Origin of the sequence: Microbacterium sp. SA156, assembly GCF_049065455.1 — a bacterium.
GTDB classification, from domain to species: Bacteria; Actinomycetota; Actinomycetes; order Actinomycetales; family Microbacteriaceae; genus Microbacterium; species Microbacterium barkeri.
The window spans coordinates 1-17,989 of sequence record NZ_JBAKGU010000003.1 but is presented as its reverse complement, the minus strand read 5'-3'; the positions used below and the strand labels follow the sequence as shown (position 1 = coordinate 17,989).

At 72.3% G+C, this 17,989-nt stretch carries 17 protein-coding genes; 9 read left to right on the top strand and 8 right to left on the bottom strand.

The window, feature by feature from the left end:
• Nucleotides 1-71: 71 nt before the first annotated feature.
• On the top strand, nucleotides 72-1,337 hold the full coding sequence (locus ACOWU6_RS03640; RefSeq protein WP_282978493.1) for a serine hydrolase domain-containing protein: 1,266 nt from the start codon (nucleotides 72-74) through the stop codon (nucleotides 1,335-1,337).
• A gap of 12 nt (nucleotides 1,338-1,349) precedes the next feature.
• Here the strand turns inward: ACOWU6_RS03640 and ACOWU6_RS03635 are convergent, their stop codons facing one another.
• Both ACOWU6_RS03635 and ACOWU6_RS03630 read right to left on the bottom strand, forming a co-directional pair.
• Entirely contained in the window at nucleotides 1,350-2,414 is a 1,065-nt protein-coding gene (locus tag ACOWU6_RS03635) for an FUSC family protein (RefSeq protein ID WP_421074747.1), read from the bottom strand.
• A gap of 22 nt (nucleotides 2,415-2,436) precedes the next feature.
• Nucleotides 2,437-3,615 carry an MFS transporter gene (locus tag ACOWU6_RS03630; protein ID WP_421074746.1) on the bottom strand — a complete coding sequence of 393 codons (1,179 nt, stop codon included), beginning with the start codon at nucleotides 3,613-3,615 and terminating at the stop codon, nucleotides 2,437-2,439.
• Nucleotides 3,616-3,725: 110 nt separating this feature from the next.
• Here ACOWU6_RS03630 and ACOWU6_RS03625 point away from each other — a divergent pair, with 110 nt between their 5' ends.
• Nucleotides 3,726-4,175, top strand: a complete 450-nt coding sequence (locus ACOWU6_RS03625; RefSeq protein ID WP_421074745.1) for a MarR family winged helix-turn-helix transcriptional regulator — start codon at nucleotides 3,726-3,728, stop codon at nucleotides 4,173-4,175.
• Here the strand turns inward: ACOWU6_RS03625 and ACOWU6_RS03620 are convergent.
• The 3 genes from ACOWU6_RS03620 to ACOWU6_RS03610 are packed head-to-tail and all read right to left on the bottom strand — an operon-like array spanning nucleotide 4,167 to nucleotide 9,716.
• Complete coding sequence (locus ACOWU6_RS03620; protein WP_421074744.1) at nucleotides 4,167-7,499, bottom strand: ATP-binding protein; 3,333 nt, start codon at nucleotides 7,497-7,499, stop codon at nucleotides 4,167-4,169. The two genes, ACOWU6_RS03625 and ACOWU6_RS03620, sit on opposite strands and share 9 nt — an antisense overlap.
• Nucleotides 7,496-8,242: a DUF4194 domain-containing protein gene (locus ACOWU6_RS03615; protein ID WP_421074743.1), complete on the bottom strand. Its 747-nt coding sequence runs from the start codon at nucleotides 8,240-8,242 to the stop codon at nucleotides 7,496-7,498. The genes ACOWU6_RS03620 and ACOWU6_RS03615 overlap by 4 nt, the downstream gene beginning before the upstream one ends.
• Nucleotides 8,229-9,716 carry a DUF3375 family protein gene (locus ACOWU6_RS03610; RefSeq protein ID WP_421074742.1) on the bottom strand — a complete coding sequence of 496 codons (1,488 nt, stop codon included), beginning with the start codon at nucleotides 9,714-9,716 and terminating at the stop codon, nucleotides 8,229-8,231. Before ACOWU6_RS03610 ends, ACOWU6_RS03615 begins: the two co-directional genes overlap by 14 nt.
• A gap of 206 nt (nucleotides 9,717-9,922) precedes the next feature.
• Between ACOWU6_RS03610 and ACOWU6_RS03605 the strand changes: the two genes are divergently transcribed.
• Nucleotides 9,923-10,162 (top strand): hypothetical protein, encoded by a 240-nt coding sequence (locus tag ACOWU6_RS03605; protein WP_282978501.1) that lies wholly within the window; start codon nucleotides 9,923-9,925, stop codon nucleotides 10,160-10,162.
• Here the strand turns inward: ACOWU6_RS03605 and ACOWU6_RS03600 are convergent.
• Nucleotides 10,134-11,423 (bottom strand): MFS transporter, encoded by a 1,290-nt coding sequence (locus tag ACOWU6_RS03600; RefSeq protein WP_421074741.1) that lies wholly within the window; start codon nucleotides 11,421-11,423, stop codon nucleotides 10,134-10,136. The two genes, ACOWU6_RS03605 and ACOWU6_RS03600, sit on opposite strands and share 29 nt — an antisense overlap.
• Nucleotides 11,424-11,586: 163 nt before the next feature.
• Between ACOWU6_RS03600 and ACOWU6_RS03595 the strand changes: the two genes are divergently transcribed.
• Nucleotides 11,587-12,669, top strand: coding sequence for a carboxylate-amine ligase (locus ACOWU6_RS03595; RefSeq protein ID WP_421074740.1), 1,083 nt, complete (start codon nucleotides 11,587-11,589; stop codon nucleotides 12,667-12,669).
• 6 nt (nucleotides 12,670-12,675) lie between these two features.
• Here the strand turns inward: ACOWU6_RS03595 and ACOWU6_RS03590 are convergent, their stop codons facing one another.
• Nucleotides 12,676-12,921, bottom strand: a complete 246-nt coding sequence (locus ACOWU6_RS03590) for a hypothetical protein (protein WP_271172671.1) — start codon at nucleotides 12,919-12,921, stop codon at nucleotides 12,676-12,678.
• A gap of 211 nt (nucleotides 12,922-13,132) precedes the next feature.
• Here ACOWU6_RS03590 and ACOWU6_RS03585 point away from each other — a divergent pair, with 211 nt between their 5' ends.
• The 5 genes from ACOWU6_RS03585 to ACOWU6_RS03565 all read left to right on the top strand — a co-directional run bounded on the left by ACOWU6_RS03585 (nucleotide 13,133) and on the right by ACOWU6_RS03565 (nucleotide 17,341).
• The gene (locus ACOWU6_RS03585; protein ID WP_421074739.1) at nucleotides 13,133-14,389 is read left to right on the top strand and encodes a cytochrome P450; all 1,257 of its coding nucleotides are present in this window, start codon (nucleotides 13,133-13,135) and stop codon (nucleotides 14,387-14,389) included.
• Nucleotides 14,386-14,817 carry a DUF6098 family protein gene (locus ACOWU6_RS03580; RefSeq protein WP_421074738.1) on the top strand — a complete coding sequence of 144 codons (432 nt, stop codon included), beginning with the start codon at nucleotides 14,386-14,388 and terminating at the stop codon, nucleotides 14,815-14,817. Before ACOWU6_RS03585 ends, ACOWU6_RS03580 begins: the two co-directional genes overlap by 4 nt.
• Nucleotides 14,814-16,457 (top strand): RecQ family ATP-dependent DNA helicase, encoded by a 1,644-nt coding sequence (locus ACOWU6_RS03575; protein ID WP_421074737.1) that lies wholly within the window; start codon nucleotides 14,814-14,816, stop codon nucleotides 16,455-16,457. The genes ACOWU6_RS03580 and ACOWU6_RS03575 overlap by 4 nt, the downstream gene beginning before the upstream one ends.
• A 92-nt stretch (nucleotides 16,458-16,549) precedes the next feature.
• Nucleotides 16,550-16,996, top strand: coding sequence for an SRPBCC family protein (locus ACOWU6_RS03570; protein ID WP_421074736.1), 447 nt, complete (start codon nucleotides 16,550-16,552; stop codon nucleotides 16,994-16,996).
• A 30-nt stretch (nucleotides 16,997-17,026) separates the two neighbouring features.
• The gene (locus ACOWU6_RS03565) at nucleotides 17,027-17,341 is read left to right on the top strand and encodes a hypothetical protein (RefSeq protein WP_271172676.1); all 315 of its coding nucleotides are present in this window, start codon (nucleotides 17,027-17,029) and stop codon (nucleotides 17,339-17,341) included.
• A gap of 51 nt (nucleotides 17,342-17,392) precedes the next feature.
• On the opposite strand, the gene ACOWU6_RS03560 is transcribed toward ACOWU6_RS03565, so the two are convergent.
• Nucleotides 17,393-17,989, bottom strand: a 597-nt coding sequence (locus tag ACOWU6_RS03560; RefSeq protein WP_421074735.1) for an HNH endonuclease signature motif containing protein, incomplete at its 5' end; no start/stop codon positions are given.

Sequence of the window (17,989 nt, the reverse complement as noted above, 5' to 3'; positions counted from 1 at the left end):
TCTGCATCCTCGCCGGGATCCCGGGCAAGGGTCGCCTAAACTCGACCTCGGAGCAACTGGGGGGTTGTGGAATGCGGAAATCCACTGTGCGCGCGCGGATGGCGCGCGCCTCGGCGGTCCTCGCGGGACTCGCGGCGATCGCGCTCGCGGCGTCCGGCTGCACGGCGAGCGCTGCGGCTGCCGGATCGGAGGTGCCGATCGCCTCGTCGGAGCTTCCGAAGAAGACCGTCGAGCAGCTCGAGGCGGCGGTGGACCACGCGATGCAGGGTGCCGGAGCTTCGGGCGCCCTCGTCTCGGTCTGGATCCCCTGGGCCGGGGCCTGGGTCGAGGGCATCGGCACGACCGGCCCCGACTCGGACGAGCCCGTCACGACCGACATGCGCTTCCGCGTCGGCGAGGTCACCCGGGCGATGACGTGCGACGTGCTCTACCGGGTCGCCGACGAGGGCGTCGTCGCCCTCGACGACCCCGTGAGCGAGTGGGTGTCGAGCGTCCCCAATCTCTCCGACATCACCCTCCAGCAGCTCTGCGACGGCACGTCGGGCCTGGGCGACGGCCGCGACCGCCTCTCCCCGCAGTTCACGGCCACGCCGAAGCGCGAGTGGAACCCGCGTGAGCTCGCCGCGACCGGCATCGCCGAGCGCGGGCGCGTGGGCGCTGAGGTCCGCGACTCGGACGCCGGGTACATCCTCCTCGGCATGGCCCTCGAGCACGCCACCCGCGAGAGCATGCACACGCTGTTCGAGGAGTACCTCGCCGAGCCGCTCGACCTGACCGCGACCGAGCTCCCCAAAGACACGGCCGCCGAGCCGGGGGAGCCCGCGCTGCGCGGCTGGATCTCGGACGGCGCGGATCGCGAGGCCGGCTGCGTCGCGCCGACGGAGTACACGACGAGCTCGTCGAGCATCGGCTTCACCGACTCGGGCGCGACGAGCACGATCGGCGATCTCGCCCGCTTCGGGCAGTCGCTCGCGCTCGCGTCGGTCGACGATGAGGGCGAGCGCACGGAGCGCTGGTCGAAGGCGCTGCCCTACGAGGGCGACGACTACGTCAGCGGCGCGTACATCGCGGGCAGCCTCGTCGGCCAGAAGGGCGCGGCGCTCGGGTACCTGACGAGCGTGTACGCCGACCCGCAGACGGGCATGACCGTCGCCGTCGCGCTCAACAACTCGGCCGCCGGCGCGGATCTCGTGGGCGCGCTCGCGAAGGAGCTCGCGGCGATCGCGTCGAAGGCGCCGGCCGCGGACGGCCAGGAGCAGCCCGAGTTCGGCCTCCCGTGGACCGCGGAGGACTTCCACGCCGTCGTCGCCGAGAAGGCGGTCTGCCCGATCGACTGACGTCGACGGCGCCTACTCCGCGTCGCCGCGCTGACGGCGCTCGCGGGTGATCAGCGTGATGGCCATCGCGACGGCGACGCCGAGCACGGTCTCGATCGCGCGGTCCGCCATGAGCTGCGCCACCGGCAGCGGATGGCCGAGCTGCACCATGCACAGCGCGAGCGGTGTGATGAAGAGCAGCGCGACCGTGTAGTTCCGGCCGATGAACAGCTCGGCGCCGAGCTGCATCACCGCGATGATGAGGATGAGGGCGAGCGGCGGCGGCGCGAAGGCCAGCACGGCCCACGTGATGAGCACGCCGACGAGGGTTCCGACGACGCGCTGCGTGCCGCGGAGGAGGCGCGCGGATGCCGTCGGCGCCGCCATCGGGACGACCACCGAGACGATCGCCCAGTACGGATGGCCGATGCCGATCGCGGTCGCGACGGAGCCCGCGAGCACGACGCCGAGGCCGTACCGGACGAGGTAGTGCCGCAGCGGCCACTCCGGGCCGTCGCCAGGCAGGGTGCCGGGGTCCGCGGGGCGGCGCGGCCAGGTCTGCGCGACGCGCGCGATGTGGCGCCGCCAGAGGTGGCGACCGAGCGAGGTCAGATAGGTGAGCGCGAGGCTCAGCGCGAGGGCGGCGGCCGACACGAGCGCGGCGGGCACGAGGTCGGCGGCGGTGCGGGCGGTCGAGGCGCACGCGCCGAGCGCGAAGACGTGGAAGAGCACGCCGGGCGGGTGCCAGTTGCGTCGGTGCGAGACGACCGCGATCCCGGTCGCGAACACGGCCGCGACCGGGATGAGCAGCCACTCCCGTCCGGGCGAGAGCGCCACCGCGACGCCGAGGAGGATCGCGAGGATGAGCGTCAGCCCCGCCTCCGCCTGCGAGCGCAGCCGCTCCGGGAGAGGGAGGGTCCGGCCGAAGATCGACGACAGCGCGCCGAACGACGCGTACATCGCCCAGTCGAGCCGGTCGGCTCCCCAGAGCACGAGGAGGGGCAGCAGCACGGACAGCGCCGCCCGGATGGCCACGGTCCACTCCCCGCGCGCCGGCTGGATGCGGAAGAGGTCGCGCAGGAAGGAGGGAGGAGCCATCCCCTCTATTCTCCTCCTGCGGTCAGGCCGCGACCGCGACCGCGTCGGCGGAGACCCGGGTGCGCGCCATCCCGGCTGCCACGGCGAGCACGGCCAGGGCGGCGGCGGTCATCGCGGCGCCGACCCAGATCGGCGCGGTGTAGCCGAGGCCCGCGGTGATCGCGACGCCTCCAGCCCACGCGCCGAGTGCGTTGCCGACGTTGAACGCGCCGATGTTCGCGCCCGAGGCGAGCGTCGGAGCCTGGCCGGCATACGCCATGATGCGGCTCTGGAGGCCCGGGACGGTGCCGAAGCCGAAGCCGCCCATGAGGAAGAGGGCGACGACGGTCGCGATCTGCGATCCGGCGAGCAGGGCGAAGAGCGCGAGCACGACGACGAGCGCCGCGGTGAAGACGATGAGCGTCCGGTCGATCGCGCGGTCGGCGAGCCGGCCGCCGACGCCGTTGCCGAGCACGAGGCCGGCTCCGAACACGACGAGCAGCCAGGGCACGGCGCCTGCCGCGAAGCCGCTGACCTCGGTGAGCGTGTACGCGATGTACGTGAAGGCGCCGAACATGCCGCCGAACGCGAGGACCGTGACGACGAGCGAGAGCCAGACCTGGGTCGAGCGGAACGCGCGCAGCTCGCGGCGCAGGCTCACGCGCTCCTCGGGAGCGGGGATGGCCGGGACGAGGGCCGCGACGCCCGCGAGCGCGATGAGGCCGATCGCGGAGATCGCCCAGAACGTGGAGCGCCAGCCGAGCTCCTGGCCGAGGAACGTGCCGAAGGGCACGCCCAGCACGTTCGCGGCCGTGAGGCCCGTGAACATGATGGCGATCGCGCCGGCCTTCTTCTCGGGCGCGACCAGGCCCGCGGCGACGACCGAGCCGATGCCGAAGAACGCGCCGTGGCAGAGCGCGGCGAGGATGCGCCCGGCCATGGCGGTGGCGTAGTCGGGTGCGAGCGCGGTGAGCGCGTTGCCGAGGATGAAGAGGACGACGAGGCTGAGGAGCACGGCCTTGCGGGGCAGGCGGATGGTCGCGGCCGTGAGGAGGAGGGCGCCGACCACGACGCTGAGCGCGTAGCCCGAGATGAGCCATCCGGCGGCCGCCTCCGAGACGGCGAAGTCGCGTGCCACCTCGGGCAGCAGGCCCATGATGACGAATTCCGTGAGTCCGATTCCGAAGGCGCCGATGGCGAGGGCGATCAGTCCGAGGGGCATGAAGGGGTCTCCTGGTATGCTCGGTTTACTTGCACGCGCGGGATTTTGCGGCGGCCCGAGAAATACTGCCACACGCGGATACAACGCGCAAGCAACTATCTGGAGGAGACATGGGAATCGCCGACGACGCGGTCGAGGTGCGCGCGCAGGGATGGCGCACGCTCGCGGCCCTGCATGGCCTCATCGAGACCGCCCTCGAGCGCGCGCTCGCGACATCCGTCGAGCTCTCGGTCGTCGAGTACACGGTGCTCGACGCGCTGAGCCGTCAGGACGGATGGCACATGCGGATGCAGCAGCTCGCGGGCGCCGCCGCCCTGAGCGCGAGCGCGACGACGCGGCTCGTGAACCGGCTCGAGGACCGCGGGCTGCTCACGCGCGTCCTCTGCGCGGACGACCGCCGCGGCATCTACACCGAGCTCACGCCCGCCGGACGCGATCTCTTCGAGCGGGCGCGCCCCATCCACGACGAGACACTCGAGCGCGTGCTGGACGAGGCCGCGGCACGACCCGAGCTCGCTCCGGTCGTGCACGCGCTGCAGGGTGCGCCGGTCTCAACGTAGGGCGACGTCGCGGAACGCCGTGATGAACGAGTAGCCGGCGTCGTTCTTCGTGACCGAGAGGTTGAGCCCCATGTGCGGCTCGAGCGTCGTCACCTTGTCGAGTGGCGCCACGACGATGATCTGGAAGCCGAGGCCGAGCCACGCGCGGATCGCGCGCCCCGTGAACGCGCTGTCGGCCTTGACGAACCCCTCGTCGAGGAAGACCGGCGCGAACCGCGGCCACGAGCGCGTCTGATCGCCGAGCTGGTACCGCAGGGCGGCGCCCACGATGAACGCCACGAGCTCCTGCGACTCGCCGCCCGACTTGTCGCCGAGGGTCGAGTAGGTGCTCACCTCGCGGCCGTCGGGATCGATGCGGCTCGCCGTGATCTCGATGTGGCGGCGCACGTCGAGCACCTCGTCCCGGCGCGGGTTGACGCCCGACTCGGGGAGGTCGATGAGGTCGATGAACTCCTGCAGACGCGCGAAGCGCCGGTCGGCCTCCTCCGCGGTCCACTCGCCCGTGACATCTGCGGAGAGCTCCCTCAGCTGCGTCTTGATCGACTCGATGCGCTCGGGGTGCAGATGGCGCATGTCGATGCGGAGCCGGTCGGTCTCCGACGCGAACGGCAGATCGCGGAGGATGTCGTTGACCGGCTCGAGGCGCTCCTCGATGCTCAGCAGGGCGTGGCCGAACGAGTCGCTCAGCATCTTGAGGTCCATCGTGCTGACCTCCTGCAGGTGACGCCGGAACTCGAGCCGGTGCTGCGAGAGGCCGTGGTGCGTGATCTCCTCGTAGATCGCGGCGAACTCGTCGTACGCGTCGACGGTCGTGCCGCGGTTCGGATCCGGCCACCTCTCGTTGTAGGCGGCGAAGATGCGCTCGAGCGACGCCGCGGTCGAGTCGAGCGTGGCGTGCGCGCGGCGGACGTCCAGCTGCAGCTCGTCGGCGAGCCGGGGGACGGCCTTCGCGAACCGGTCATGCGTCGCGTCGGGCTCGATCCGGCGGAACTCCCGGTCGAGGTGCGCCGCGTCCTCGTCGGTCAGGACGATGTCGGGGCGCTCGGCCAGGCGGTCGCGCTCGGTCGCGACGGCATCCTGCCGGTCGACGATCGCGCCCCACGTGCGCTCGAGGTCCTCGAGCGCAGCCGCGCGGCGGTAGCGCTCCTCGCGTGCTGACTCGAGGCGCTCGGCCGCCTCGCGCAGCCGCTCCTCGAGCTCGACGAGAAGGTCCGACCGGTCGAGGATGGCCTCGCGCTGCGCCTCGAGCTCGGCGACCTCCTTCTCGACGGAGGCGACGTCGATCGACGCCCACTCGACGTCCTGCACGCGGCGGTACGCCTCGGCGACGCGCTGCACCTCGTCGGCCTCGCGCTCGTGTGCGGCTCGGGCCTCCTCGTGTGCGGCGATGCGGGCGGTCGTCTCGGCGATCTCCGCCTCGATCTCCTGCCGGCGCGCGGCGTTGGAGAAGCCGAGGATCGAGCGCTCGCGCGGATCGCGGCCGTGCGCACCGCGTCGGCCGTGCGACGTCTGGCCGTTGACGGTGACCTTGGGCTCGTCGCCGCCGAGCTCGGCGGGCGAGTCCACGCAGAGGTGGTCGCCCGCGACGACGCGCCGCTTGACCCACGCCGTGAACGGCGAGTCCCGGAAGACGAGGCGCCCCGAGATGTACCGCGGGTCCGACGGGGTCTCGGCGTCCTCCGACAGGTCGACGCCGTCGAAGCGGATGCGCCGCGTGAGCTTCATCGACTCGATGGCCTCGCGGATCTGCCGCTGCCGCCGCGCGTCCATGAGCATCGTCATGCCGATGCCCGACAGGGTGACCTCGGCGGCCGTGCGCCACGGCTCGTGGTCGGGGTGCACGTCCATGAGCTCGGCGGCGAAGGGCAGGTCGGATGGCTCGAGCCCGCATGCGCGGGCGATCTCGCGCCGGGTGCGGTCGTAGGCGTCGGGGATGAGGCTGTCGCGCCCCGAGAGCGATTCGAGCTCTGCGGCGTCGCCGCGCCGGCGGCGGGTCAGGTCGCCGATCGCGAGGACCTCCTCGTCACGACGGCGCTTGAGCTCGACGAGCCGGTCGTCGACGCCCTCGAGGAACGTCGCCGCGGCATCCTGCACGGCGCGCAGCGCGCTCTCGGTGGGGAACTCCGCGCCGAGCGTGCGCACGCGCTCCTGCAGGGTGCGCCGGGCGTCGGCGATCCGCGCTGCGCGGGCCCGCGCCTCCGCGACCCGCGCGTCGAGCCGGGCGAGCAGGTCGCCGCCGTTCTGCGCCCGCTGCTCCTTGATCTCCTCGACCTCGACCGCGAGCGCGGTCTCGGCCGAGAGGGCCAGCGTGAGCGCCTCCTTCTCGGCGTCGCGCGCGGCCTTATTCGCCTCCTCGGCCTCGCCGAGCAGGCGGTACTCCGTCGTCAGGCACCACAGCCGGAAGGGCGTCGCGTCGTCTCCGCGCGTGAGGCCGTAGCGGTCGAGGCGCGCGACGCGGTCGCGTGCGCTCTCGTAGTCGTCGTGCAGGTGCGCGATCTCGGCGAGCATCCGCTCCTTGGCCTCGTCGGTCGCGAGGCTCTCGTGACTCTGCTTGAGTGCCTGGAACTGCGCGAGCACGGCGTCCGCGGCCGCGTACGTCGGCGGCTCCTCGAGCACCATCTCCTTGTAGAGCCGGTCGACGGTGCGCACCTGGTGGCCGGCCTGGATGCGCGAGAGGAGGCGCAGGGCGTTGTCGCTGTTGCCGCCCTCGCCGATGCCGAGCCGGGCGGCGACCGCGGAGAGGAAGTCCTGGGTCGTCTCGTAGGAGCGCAGCCCCGTGAACCGGGCCCGCAGGGCGCGCGGATCGAACCGGCCGTCCGCGAAGTCGGCGAGATCGGGCAGATGGAAGTCGCCCTCGACGGTGAGCTGGCGCGTGCGCACCTCGGTGCTGCGCTGGGCGCCCGCGGGCGCGAAGTACGTGCGCAGGGCCGTGTACCGCCGGCCGGAGCCGTCGACGAAGGTCATCGAGATCGCGCCCCACGCGCTCGTGCCGTCGCCGCGGAGCACGCGCTCGACGTCGCGGACGGTGTCGCGCTTGCCGCGCAGGTACGTCAGCACGTTGCGCTGGTCGGCGCCGCGGGCCCGGCCGACCGTCGCGTCGTTCGAGGCGCCGTTGAAGGGCACGGTCGACGGCATCATGAGCGCGATGTACGCGTCGAGGAGCGTGCTCTTGCCCGTGCCGGAGCCGCCCGAGATGAGGGTCGCCTCGCGGTCGAAGTCGACGCGGTGGTGGCCGTGGAAGCCGCCCCAGTTCAGCACCTGGAGGTGGCTCGCGCGCCACTGGGCGGTCTCGTCGTCGTACCCGGCGATGAGCAGATCCGTCACGCGGCGTCCTCCTCGTCGTCCTCGTCCTGCGGTGCGTCCTCCGGCTCATCCGCCGCCGGCTCGATCCGCCGCCGCAGCGCGTTCTCGGGGCGGTTCTGCTCGGCCAGCCACTCCTGGATGACCCGCAGCCGGTCGATCGGCAGGAGCGTCTCGATCACGGGCGAGATGAGGAAGCGGTCGTCGCCGTCGGCCTTCACGAGGATGCCGGCCTTGACGAGCGAGTCGACGGCGGCTCCGGCCTTCTTCTCGTCGCCCGAGCGGTCGGTCGCGTGCGCCGGGCGGAACTGGGCCACCGCGGCGAGGCAGTCGTCGCGGTCGATGTGGGCGTGCGGGCGCCCGCTGCCGCGCTCGGCGAGGTGGCGCTGGCGCAGGTGCGCGAGGAGGACGGTCTCCTCGCGGGTGTAGGCGGAGTCGCGCAGGAGCGGGGGGACGTACCCCGACGCCTCGGAGCGGATCTGCACCTTGTAGGCGACGCCGCGATCGCGGTCGATCACGAGGTCGAGGAAGAGGTCGTTGAGACGGCTCTTGATGAGGCGCGCGTCGCGCAGGAGGACGGGCCACTCCTCGCGCTCATCGGTGATGATCTGGTGCTTGAGCATCACGACGAGGCAGCGGCGCTGCTCGAGCGTGAGCATGCCGTCGTCGCCGTCGAAGAGCGACAGGGCGGTGTCGTCGGGCGCGTTCTCGATCGCGTCGGGCGTCGTGAAGGCGTCGTCGGCGAAGGCGTCGTCAGGCGTCGTCATCGTCGTCTCCTGTCAGGTCGGTCGGCGGCTGCAGGCGGGGGAGCGCGAGCGCGCGCTCGGTGCCGTCGGGGCGGACGGTGCGGACGACGCCCCCGTCATCGGCGATCCCGCCGGGAAGGCCGTCCCGGGCGGCGAGGTAGGCGAGGCCGAAGACCTCGACGGGGCGGCGCAGGTCGTCCGGGAGGGCGTTGAACGCCGCCGAGAGGGTGGTCGCGCCGTCGGCGGCCGCGGCGTCGAGGCCTCGGCGCACCTCGTCGAGCAGCGGGCCGCCCTGACGCCGGACGTCGTCGAGCGACGGCGGCGCCGGCGCGAGGTCGGAGACGTCCTCGAGCGCGGGAGCGGGCTTCTCCCGGCTCGGATCGTAGAAGCGCGTGCGGAGGTGCTCGATATCGAGGCGCGACGGCATCCACGGCAGCGGGACGGTGTCGCGGGCGCGGGCGGTCTCCATCCACACCGCGAGCTCCTGCTCGACGCGGCGCAGCGTGCGGGTGACCTCGCGCTCCTGCAGGGAGTCGTACGCCGCGAGGTACTCGGCGAGCGACTGCGACGCGCGCTGCTGGCGCGTCTGCACGTCGCGGAGACCGCGGCGCAGCAGCGCGTCGGCGTTGACGAACGCCGCGCGCTCGTCGGGCGACAGGTCGCGCGCGAACGGATGGCTCATGATCGCGCGGAGGTCCTCGCGGAACTCGCCGAGCAGGTCCTCATCGCTCAGCACGGTGAGGGCTCCCTGGAACGCGCGGCCCTCGCGGGTCTGCGACGCGAGGCGGGTGCTCGAGGCGAGGTACGCGCCGAGCACCTCGCCCTTGGGGCGCTCCTCGGCGCGGAAGTCGCGCACCATCTGGTCGTGGATGGCGTCGAGCGCCTCCTCGACGCGGCGGAAGTCGCCGGGGAGCTGGCCGAGGAGGTCGACGAGATCCGTGTAGCCCCCGAGCATCCGCTCGTCGTCGGCGATCTCGACCTCGCCGCCCGCCGCGATGCGGTCGCGCTCGGCCGTGAGCCGCGCGATCTCGGCGTCGAGCACGGCCATCCGCGTCGTCTCGTCGGGGTTCGCCTCGGTCGCCCAGCGGCGGACCGCGTCGAGGATGGTGGTGAGCCGCGACTCGCTGAGCAGAGCGCGCTCGCGCGAGAGCTCGCTGTGCATCCGCATCGCCGCGAGGGCGTGCGACGTGAGCTCGTAGGCCTCGCCGCCGTCGTCGAGCGGGACGCGCCGCAGCCACTGGCTGCGCATCCACGACAGGCACAGCGCGCGCCCCTCCTCCTGCGCGGGGACCTCGAAGCCCGCATCGCGCAGCTCGTGCAGGTAGGTGTCGACCTGCACGTGCAGGCGCTCGGCGCGGACCTGCTTGATCTCCTGCGAGAACGAGGCGCGGAAGATCGCGAGGATGAGCGGTGCCCAGCGGCTGCGGACGAGGCTGAGCGCCGCGCCCTCGCGCGCCTCGGTGAGGCGTGCGACGTCCCTGGGGACTCCGCTCACTCGGGCCGCTCCGTTCTGCGCTTCGGGGGTTCTCGCCGCACGGCGGCGGCAACCCTCGATTCTCTCACGGAGGCCGGGATGGTCCGGATGCCGGGTGCGCGGCGAATGTCCCTCTCGAGGATGACGCGGTTCGGCCTGCGGGGTGATCCCCTCGCGGCTGCCGCCCGCGAGAGTGGGATCACCGTCGTTCGAAGAGGGAGAAGCCGATGTCCACGGTCCAGTCGGTCGGAAGCGAAGTGCTCGTGCGCGGTGCATCCGCCGCCAGCGCGGTCGTCGAGGTGCTCGTCCTCGCGGGAGTGGCGGTCTTCATGGTGGGGGTGGTCGTCGTGTCCCAGGTCGTGCAGGCCGTCGAGGCCGCCAAGGAGGCCCGCAGCCTGCGGCGGCGGCCGCGGCACCTGACGACCACCCCGCTCGGCCTCACGCCTCCACGCGCGCGGGCTTCGTGAAGCAGAACGCGATCGCGCCCACGAGGAGGAGCGCTGCGGAGAGATAGAAGCCCGACTCGAGCATGCCGGTCGCGTCGGCGAGGGCGCCGGTGAGGTACGGCGCGAAGATCGACGACAGCATCCCGGCGAAGTTGAAGTAGCCGTACGCCCTCGAGTACATCTCCTGCGGAGTGTTCTCGGCCAGGAACGCGATGAGGATCGGGTCGAGCGCGAGCTTGCCCACGAGGCCGTAGACGACGAGTCCCGCGATCATGAGCGCGTAGTCGCCCGTGAGCGGAACGAGGATCTGGCAGAGGCCGCCCAGCAGCGCGAGGGCGATGATCAGCGGCCGTGTGTTCGACATCCGGCGGGCGAGCATGCTGAGCACGATGGCCCCGGGGATCGAGGCCCAGGGCACGAGGGAGGCGATGATCCCCGTCTGCGCGGGGGCGACGTCGCGCACCTGCTGCAGGTAGGTCGGCAGCCACGTGAGCATCGAGAAGAAGCCGTACAGCGAGCAGAAGATCAGCACGTACGTGAGCAGGTGGTTGCGCGAGAAGAGCGCGCGTCGCGCCGGCGCGTCGGGAGTCACCACGCTGCGCGCGGCGGCGAGCCGTGCGCGGTGCTCATCGTCGATCGGCGCGAGGAAGTAGTGGATGAGCCCGGCCACCACGACCGTCGCGATGCCGAACACGAGGAAGGTGACGTGCCACGGCAGGCCCAGCGTGAAGGTCAGATAGCTCGACCCGATGAATCCGAGAGAGATGCCGACGGCCATCCCGCTGTTGATGACGGCCGCCGAGACGCCGCGCCAGCGCTTCGAGACGTAGCTCGACGAGATGCCGTAGACGGGGCTGTAGTACGTGCCCTCGCCGACGCCCGTGAACGCGCGGAACATGAGGAAGATGAGGAACGTCGACGCGAAGCCGCTCAGAATCGTGCCGATTCCGAAGAGCACGTAGCCCACGACCACGACTCGCACGCGGCCGAACCGATCGGCGATGTACCCCGTCGGGATCTGCATGAGCGCGTAGGTGAGGAAGAACACCGTGGACATCAGGCCCAGCTCGGTGCGCGAGAGGCCCCACTCCTCCTGGATCACCGTCATCACGGGCGAGAGGATGTTCCGATCGGCGTACATGAAGACCCAGCCGAGTGAGAACAGGGCCGTCACGAGGAGCGGCCCCGGTCGGCGTCGGCTCGCGGGGAGCAGCCGCCTGGCGGGGGAGGGCGGTGCGGTCGGGGCGGGGATCGTGGGACGCGACTGCGTGGACGTGGTCATCTGGCTCCTCGGCGCCGGGCTCGAATGGTCGTCTCATTCGAGCGGAGCCGTGTTGCGGCCGATCCCGCGCCGTGTGAAGGCTCTGTTACGCGCCCGCTACCCGATCCGGAGCCCTTCCGGCAAGCACCTCCCGTCGCGCGAGCGCACGTGCGGATACTCGAGCATGAGGACATTCGGCGTGGAGGAGGAGCTGCTGCTCGTGGACGCGACCACGGGGCGGCCGCGTCCGCTCGCGCCCGAGATCCTCGCGCAGGCGGCCGGCCGCGAGCTGGCCGGATTCGCGCTCGAGTCGGAGATGGACCAGGAGATGCTCGAGGTCATCTCGCCCCCGTGCGCGACGGCCGACGAGCTGCGGTCGTTCGTGCTCGCGGGGCGGGAGATGGCGGATGGTCTCGCTCGCGAGCTCGATGCGCGCGCGGTCGCGCTCGCCACGTCGCCCATCCGCGGTCGGCCGCACACGAGCGTGAGCCCGCGCTACAACGCGGTGCTGGAGCGCTTCCGCGGACTCGCCGCGGCGACGCTCGAATGCGGCCTCCACGTGCACGTGTCCATCGCGGACGCGGAGGAGGGAGTGGCCATCCTCGATCGCATCCGCGCCTGGCTGCCGATCCTCCTCGCGCTGAGCGCCAACTCGCCCTTCCGCGACGGCGCCGACACGGGGTACGCGAGCTACCGCCATGTCGTCTGGCACCAGTGGCCGACCGCCGGTCCGCTCGAGCTCCTGCACACGCCCGCCCGCTACGAGCAGCTCGTGCAGTCGCTCCTCGCGACGGGCGGCATCCTCGACGACGGGCAGCTCTACTTCGACGCGCGTCTGTCGCGGCACCATCCGACCGTCGAGATCCGCGTCGCCGACGTCTGCCTCGATCCCGAGGACACGATCACGATCGCCGTCCTCGTGCGCGCCCTCGTCGACACCGCGGCCGCGGCATGGCGTGCGGGCGAGCCGGCCCCCGACATCCCGACGCCGACCATCCGCCTCGCCTCGTGGATGGCGGCGCGGTGGGGCGTTCGCGGCGACCTCGTCGACCCGGGCACGGGGCGCGCGGTGCCCGCGGCGGATGCCGTCGAGACGCTGCTGGGTCACGTCCGCGCGGCCCTGCGTGCGAACGGCGATGCGAAGCGGGCGCAGACCGGCGCGCGGGACATCCTCGTGCGCGGCACAGGCGCCGAACGGCAGCGGGCGCGGCACGAGCTCTCCGGATCGCTCGCGGGCGTCGTGCTCGGAAGCGATCACGAGGGCTGAGCGGCGCTACCCCACGACGGTGCGCACGGCCTCGAGGAGCGTCCGGCGCACGCCGAGGTCCTCGGCGGTGTCCAGGGCGCGACCTGCGTAGCACTCCCATCCTTCGCCCGTGCAGCAGAGGTATCCGCGCACCTGGTCGCCCACGGCGACCTGATAGCAGGTCAGGGTCACCGGGATCAGCCGCGCGCCGAGCGACCGCACGGCCTCCGGCGTTGCGCTCCGGGCCTCTCGGGCATCTGAGATCACGCTCACGGTTCTCCTCCGCTCTCGACAGCGCTGTCGATCCGTCCGCTCATGTGCCGTCCAGTGTCGCGTCCGCGACTCTCCGGAGCACACGGGTTGACAACGCCTGTCGAACGTGAGGGGCGAGGGCGCGCGAAGATACCCGTCGTCGCGCTGCCCCGTGCCGGAGGCGCCTGTCAACCCCGTGGGATCCGCCACTGCGCCCTGATTACCTCGGAGCATGACCGCATCCGCCTCCGCGCCCTCGAGGCCCTCCGACGGATCCGCCGCGGACGGCGTCCCGACGCTGTGCCTCGACGCCACCCATCGCCTCGCGCGCGACGGCTACGCCTTCGGCCTCCGCGGATACCGGGACGTCGGGGCCGACGCCTTCCGCACCCGGCTCGTCGGGCGCCCCGTCGTGGTCGCCCGCGGATCCGAGGCCGCCCACGTCTTCGGCGCCGGCGGCTTCCGACGCAGCGGCGCCATCCCGCGATCCGCGATGCACCTCCTGCAGGACGAGGGCAGCGTCCAGGCGCTCGAGGGCGAACGGCACCGCGTGCGCCGCGCGCTCCTCCTCGAGATCGCCGAGCGCGGGCGCGGGACGCTCGTGGCGCTGTTCCGCTCCGAGTGGGGCGCCGCGGTGGAGGAGGTCTCGGGGGAGCGCACGAGTCTGCTGGATGTCGCGACGACGGCGCTCGCACGCGCTGCGTTCCACTGGGTCGGGGTGACGCCGCCGCCTGTGGAGGAGCGCGCGATCACGGCCGGACTGCGCGGCATGATCGACAGCGCGGCGAGCATCGGCCCCCGCAACTGGGCGGCACGCGCGCACCGTCGCCGGGTCGAGCGCTGGGCGGCGTCGCTCGTGTCCTCCGCCCGATCCCGGGGAGACGCCGTCTCGATCGTCGGTCGCCTCGCGCACCACGAGGAGGATGGCCGCCCGCTCGACGTCGAGGTCGCCGCGGTCGAGCTGCTGAACCTCCTGCGCCCCGTCGTCGCCGTGGCCCGGTTCGTCGCGTTCGCGGGGCACGCGCTGCACGCGCATCCGGAATGGGCGGCGCGGGTCGGGACCGGCGACGCCGAGACGACGCGCTGGATGGCCGACGAGGTGCGGCGCTTCTACCCCTTCTTCCCGATGATCGGCGGGATCGCGACCGCGCCGTTCCGCCTGCGCGGAGAGGAGTTCCCGGCGGGCCAGTGCCTCCTCTTCGACCTCTACGGCACCGACCACTCACCCGAGCTCTGGGAGCGGCCGGACGTGTTCGACCCGTTCCGCTTCGCGGACGCCTCGCCGCACGCGATCGTCGCACAGGGCGTCGGCGATGGCCCCGGAGCGCACCGGTGCCCCGGCGAGCTCGCGACATCCGATCTCGTCGCCGAGGCGCTGTCGCTGCTCGTCAACAGCTCGCGATACGAGGTTCTGCCGCAGGATCTGCGCATCAGCCTGCGGCGCATCCCGGCACGGCCGGAGGGCGGGATGGCGGTGGTGTTCGCATGAGCCTGCCCGTTCTGCGCACGCTCGAGGAGCTCGCGGGCGCAGTCCGCGCGGCCAGGGGCCTGCACGTGCGCTACTCCGCGGGGCCCGATGCCGATGCGTCGCGGACGAGCATCGACACCGAGAGCGGCCTCGAGCTGCCTGGCCTGTCGGTGAACCCGCTCGATCCGGAACCATGGTGGACGCGCCCGCTCGACGACTGGCTCGCCCGCCAGCTCTGCCAGTACCGCCACCTGGAGGAGAAGGACGCCGAGCGCTATGCGTGGGTTCTGCGCGGCCGCGAGGCCGGTCGCGGCCCCGACTGCGAGCCGCTGCTCGCCGACGTCGAACCCGTCGCGAGACTCGCCGACGCGCTTCTCGACGAGGCCGAGGAGCGGTATCGCGCCCGCTTCGACGCGGGACGCGGCCCGGCCGATGGCGACGAGGGATGAGCCGCGCCGACATCGAGCGCACCGCGCGCGAGCGCTTCGGGCTGGATCGGCTTCGCCCTGAGCAGGCGGAGGCGATCGCGGCGGCGGTCGAGGGGCGTGATGTGCTCGCGGTCTGGGCGACCGGATCGGGCAAGTCCGCGGTGTACCAGGTCGCCGGTGCGCTGCGCCCGGGGCTCGCGGGGGTCGTCTCGCCGCTCATCGCCCTGCAGGAGGATCAGCTCGTCGGTCTCGGGGATGCGCCATCCGCGCCCGGTGCCGTCGCACTGAACTCCGCGCGCGGCGTGCGCGCTCAGAGAGAGGCCTGGCGTCGGATTCGCGAGGGCGACGCGGAGTACGCGCTTCTCGCACCCGAGCAGCTCGTGAAGGATGATGTCCTCGACGCGCTCGCCGCATGCGATGTCTCGCTGCTCGTCGTCGACGAGGCGCACTGCATCACGTCGTGGGGGCACGACTTCCGCCCGGACTACCTCCTCCTCGGAGGGCTCGCCGATCGGCTGGGGCGCCCGCCAATCGTCGCCCTCACGGCGACCGCGTCGACGCCCGTCCGCGAGGAGATCGTTCGGCGCCTGGGAATGCGCGAGCCCGCGGTGCTCGTGGGCGACATGGATCGTCCGGAGATCTCTCTCGCCGTCCGCCGCCATCGCGACGACGCCGCCAAGCGCTCCGCCGTCGTCGACGAGGTCGCCGGTCTCCGCGGCACGGGTCTGCTGTACACCTCGACGCGGAAGGACACCGAGCGGTACGCGCACGAGCTCGCGGATCGCGGCGTGCGCGCGGCGGCCTATCACGCGGGTCTTCGCGCCGCCGAGCGCCATCGCGTGCATGAGGCATTCCTCGACGACGAGGTCGACGTCGTCGTGGCCACCTCGGCGTTCGGGATGGGCATCGACAAGGAGGACGTGCGCTTCGTCGTGCATGCCGATGCACCCGAGTCGCTCGATGCGTACTACCAGGAGGTGGGTCGCTCCGGTCGCGACGGCGCGGCAGCGCAGGCGACGCTGCACTATCGGCCCGAGGACCTCGCGCTGCGTCGGTACTTCGCGGCCCGCTCTGCCGATCCCGACGATCTGCGGGGTGTTCTCCGGGCCATCCGTGACGGACGCCGGCGCCGCGCGGAGATCGCGGATGCCGCGGGCGTCCCGGCCCGCAGGGTCTCGGCCCTGCTCACGCTCCTGTCCGACACCGGCACGGTGCGCCTCGACCGGCGAGGGGCCGCGCTCGTGCGCGGGGTGGACGACGATTCGGCGGTCGACGCCGCGCTCGCGCACGTCGAGGACCGGGAGCGCATCGACCGATCGCGCATCGAGATGCTCCGCTCCTATGCCGAGGCGCGGCGCTGCCGACGCCAGGTGCTCCTCGGCTACTTCGGCCAGGAGGTCGCCGACGCGTGCGGCAACTGCGATGTGTGCGCGGAGGAGCGGGGAGAGGGGCCGGATCCGACGGACGTTGCCGTGTCAGACGCGCCGGATGCGGCGTTCCGCGCGGGCGATCGCGTGCGTCATCGCGAGTGGGGCGAGGGCACCGTCATGGAGGTCGAGGAGGATCGGATGACCGTGTTCTTCGAGACGGCGGGGTACCGGGTGCTCGCGCTCGAGCTCGTCGACGAGGGGGGTCTGCTGGACCGGGTCTCTTCGGGCTGACGGGAAGGTGGGTGCGGCATGCCCACCACGGGTCTAGGATCTGTTCACCAGGAGGGCGGCCCGACGCCCGACGTCAGCCCTGGGGAGGGAAGATGACGACCACGCAGGTTGCGCAGATCCACGTCGAGGTGCCGATCGAGGAGGCCTACCGTCACTGGGCGGCGGTCGAGTCGTTCCCGGACTACATCGACGCAATCGACTCCGTACGGCGCATCGACGAGGTGCGCTCGCGATGGTCGGCCACGATCGAGGGCGTCTCCGACGACTTCTACGTCGACATCGTCGATCAGACCCCTCCCGAGCGTCTCGCCTGGCAGAGCACCGACGGCGTCTTCCACAATGGCCGTGTCGACCTCTCTCGCGACGGCACGGGCACCCGGATCGTGCTGCGCATGGCGTGGGAGGTCGAAGGCGATGAGGGCACAGGCTCCGAGCTCGGCGACGGCCCGATGCAGCGCGACCTCGAGCGATTCAAGGCGCTCGTCGAGGGTGCGGCTGCGGCGGAGGGAGATGCGGAGGACGGAGCCGTCGCCTCCTGACCGGCCGCGGCGTCGCGTAGGGTCGTGCGCATGGGCGTCCTCTACTACGGCTCCGAGTCGCTGCCGATCGCGATCGAGGATCGCACCCTCGCGCACCTCAAGGTCGTGATCGTGACCAAGCTCCGCCGCCACGAGAGCTTCGCCGTCTCGTGGCGCCATCCCGAGGGCGAGCCCGCAGGCCGCAGCACGATCTGGGTGCACCCCGCCATCCCGCTCCGCTTCGAGTTCGACGAGCCCGTCGCACCCGAGCTGAACCGAGCCTGGCTCGAGGAACTGGCGACCTCGGCCAATGTCCTCGGCGGTGTCACGCTCGTCGAGGAGCACATCGCACCCGCCGTGTCCTAGTCGGGGCTCTCCGCGCCTTCGCCGGTCCGGGCCTCCGCCGGCGGACCGGTTTCAGGGTGCTGCCGTGGCGAGCTGCGGTTGCGGTTCGATGCGTGCGGGCGTGCCGGGGCCGTGGTCTTCGGGTTCGTGGTGGGCGATGTCGTCGGCGTCGAGGAGGGCTTGGGCGAGGTATTCGGGGGTTGTCCAGTAGTGGCGGAGCCATTCCTGGATGTCCTGTTCGATCTCGAGGTGCAGTCGCCGCTCCCGCTCCCGCTCCTCCTGTTCCCGCTGGCGCTGCTCCGCCTCCCGCTGGTGCTGTTCCTGCTCGCGCTCCTGTTCGCGTTCGTGCTGGCGGGCGTGGCGGCGCTGCTCAGCCTGCTCGCGGTCGCGGTGGTGGCGGGCGAGGGCGTCGGCGATGAGCGGGGTCGGGGTGGCTTCCGCGCGGACCTGCGGGGGTGGCTTCTCGGTGTAGGTGTGTCCGGCGGGGCTGGTCCATTCCAGGACGCCGTCGCCGAGCTGTCGGACCTGCCAGGGCGTGTGGTGCTTGTCCTGGTGGCATCCCTCGCACAGGCAGGCGAGGTTGCCCACGTCCGTGACACCGCCCTGGGCGTACGGGATGGTGTGATCCAGGTCGGCGGTGAGGGCGAGGTTGCGGCACCCGGGGGTGCG

Excerpts from the sequence above, each read along its gene's own strand:
- ACOWU6_RS03640 (WP_282978493.1), top strand. The coding sequence starts at position 72 with ATGCGGAAATCCACTGTGCGCGCGCGGATGGCGCGCGCCTCGGCGGTC.
- ACOWU6_RS03635 (WP_421074747.1), bottom strand. The coding sequence starts at position 2,414 with ATGGCTCCTCCCTCCTTCCTGCGCGACCTCTTCCGCATCCAGCCGGCG.
- ACOWU6_RS03630 (WP_421074746.1), bottom strand. The coding sequence starts at position 3,615 with ATGCCCCTCGGACTGATCGCCCTCGCCATCGGCGCCTTCGGAATCGGA.
- ACOWU6_RS03625 (WP_421074745.1), top strand. The coding sequence starts at position 3,726 with ATGGGAATCGCCGACGACGCGGTCGAGGTGCGCGCGCAGGGATGGCGC.
- ACOWU6_RS03615 (WP_421074743.1), bottom strand. The coding sequence starts at position 8,242 with ATGACGACGCCTGACGACGCCTTCGCCGACGACGCCTTCACGACGCCC.
- ACOWU6_RS03605 (WP_282978501.1), top strand. The coding sequence starts at position 9,923 with ATGTCCACGGTCCAGTCGGTCGGAAGCGAAGTGCTCGTGCGCGGTGCA.
- ACOWU6_RS03600 (WP_421074741.1), bottom strand. The coding sequence starts at position 11,423 with ATGACCACGTCCACGCAGTCGCGTCCCACGATCCCCGCCCCGACCGCA.
- ACOWU6_RS03595 (WP_421074740.1), top strand. The coding sequence starts at position 11,587 with ATGAGGACATTCGGCGTGGAGGAGGAGCTGCTGCTCGTGGACGCGACC.
- ACOWU6_RS03585 (WP_421074739.1), top strand. The coding sequence starts at position 13,133 with ATGACCGCATCCGCCTCCGCGCCCTCGAGGCCCTCCGACGGATCCGCC.
- ACOWU6_RS03580 (WP_421074738.1), top strand. The coding sequence starts at position 14,386 with ATGAGCCTGCCCGTTCTGCGCACGCTCGAGGAGCTCGCGGGCGCAGTC.
- ACOWU6_RS03575 (WP_421074737.1), top strand. The coding sequence starts at position 14,814 with ATGAGCCGCGCCGACATCGAGCGCACCGCGCGCGAGCGCTTCGGGCTG.
- ACOWU6_RS03570 (WP_421074736.1), top strand. The coding sequence starts at position 16,550 with ATGACGACCACGCAGGTTGCGCAGATCCACGTCGAGGTGCCGATCGAG.
- ACOWU6_RS03565 (WP_271172676.1), top strand. The coding sequence starts at position 17,027 with ATGGGCGTCCTCTACTACGGCTCCGAGTCGCTGCCGATCGCGATCGAG.